This window comes from Corynebacterium sp. UBA2622, from assembly GCF_002339505.1.
GTDB lineage: Bacteria > Actinomycetota > Actinomycetes > Mycobacteriales > Mycobacteriaceae > Corynebacterium.
This window is the reverse complement of sequence record NZ_DDJO01000023.1, coordinates 1-273: the sequence shown is the minus strand read 5'-3', so window position 1 is coordinate 273 and position 273 is coordinate 1. Positions and strand designations below refer to the sequence as shown.

Sequence of the window (273 nt, the reverse complement as noted above, 5' to 3'; positions counted from 1 at the left end):
CGACGAGCGCGAGCGCGTCGCCAAGCGCGATTTGCGCACACGACTTCGCGCCGCGCGTCGAGAGCGTCGTGATGCGACGAGCCCCGAGCAACGTCACGCCGACGGACTCGCGCTGCTGCATCACTTAGAGCCGCTGCTGGCACGCGCCACCTGCGTCACCTCGTTCGAGCCGCTGGCGAGCGAGTCGAACCTCGAACCGATCAACGCCGCCGTCAGGGCGCGCGGGCGCCTGCTCGTGCCGATCACGCTCGCCGATCTGGACCTGTCCTGGCG

1 protein-coding gene is annotated in these 273 nt (G+C 70.3%); it reads left to right on the top strand.

Features of this window, described 5'->3' with window-relative positions; genetic code table 11:
* Window positions 1-273 (top strand): hypothetical protein (locus tag B3611_RS09035; RefSeq protein WP_414646326.1); only part of this gene is annotated, 273 nt, incomplete at both ends.